This is a genomic window from Pseudomonas sp. SB113 (genome assembly GCF_040754745.1).
In the GTDB taxonomy this organism is placed as follows: Bacteria; Pseudomonadota; Gammaproteobacteria; order Pseudomonadales; family Pseudomonadaceae; genus Aquipseudomonas; species Aquipseudomonas grimontii.
The window spans coordinates 1-426 of record NZ_JBFMHW010000215.1 but is presented as its reverse complement, the minus strand read 5'-3'; the positions used below and the strand labels follow the sequence as shown (position 1 = coordinate 426).

Sequence of the window (426 nt, the reverse complement as noted above, 5' to 3'; positions counted from 1 at the left end):
ACGCGCCGGTGGCTGCGGAAACTACTGCGACCGGTGCTGAAGACCCAAGCGTAGGCATCGCGGTCAAACTGTCCGCCACCGACGTAGACAGTCCGACGGACGTTAAATCGTTCACCGTCGGCACGCCTACCAACGGCACCTTCTACACCGACGCGGCGATGACCAAACCGGTGACCGGTTCCATTGACGCAGTCAACGGCGAAGCCACGGTTTACTTCAAACCAAACGCGGACTTCCACGGCACCGCGGACTTCACCTACACCGCCACCGACGGCGGCCCGCTGACTTCGGCGCCAGCTAACGGCACCATCACCGTGACTGCGGTCAACGACGCGCCGGTGGCTGCGGAAACTACTGCGACCGGCGCTGAAGACCCAAGCGTAGGCATCGCGGTCAAACTGTCCGCCACCGACGTAGACAGTCCGA

General features: G+C 63.1%; 1 protein-coding gene. It reads left to right on the top strand.

Annotated elements, in window-relative coordinates:
• Positions 1-426: Ig-like domain-containing protein (locus AB1462_RS32230; protein ID WP_367249179.1), on the top strand; the 426-nt coding region annotated here is incomplete at both ends.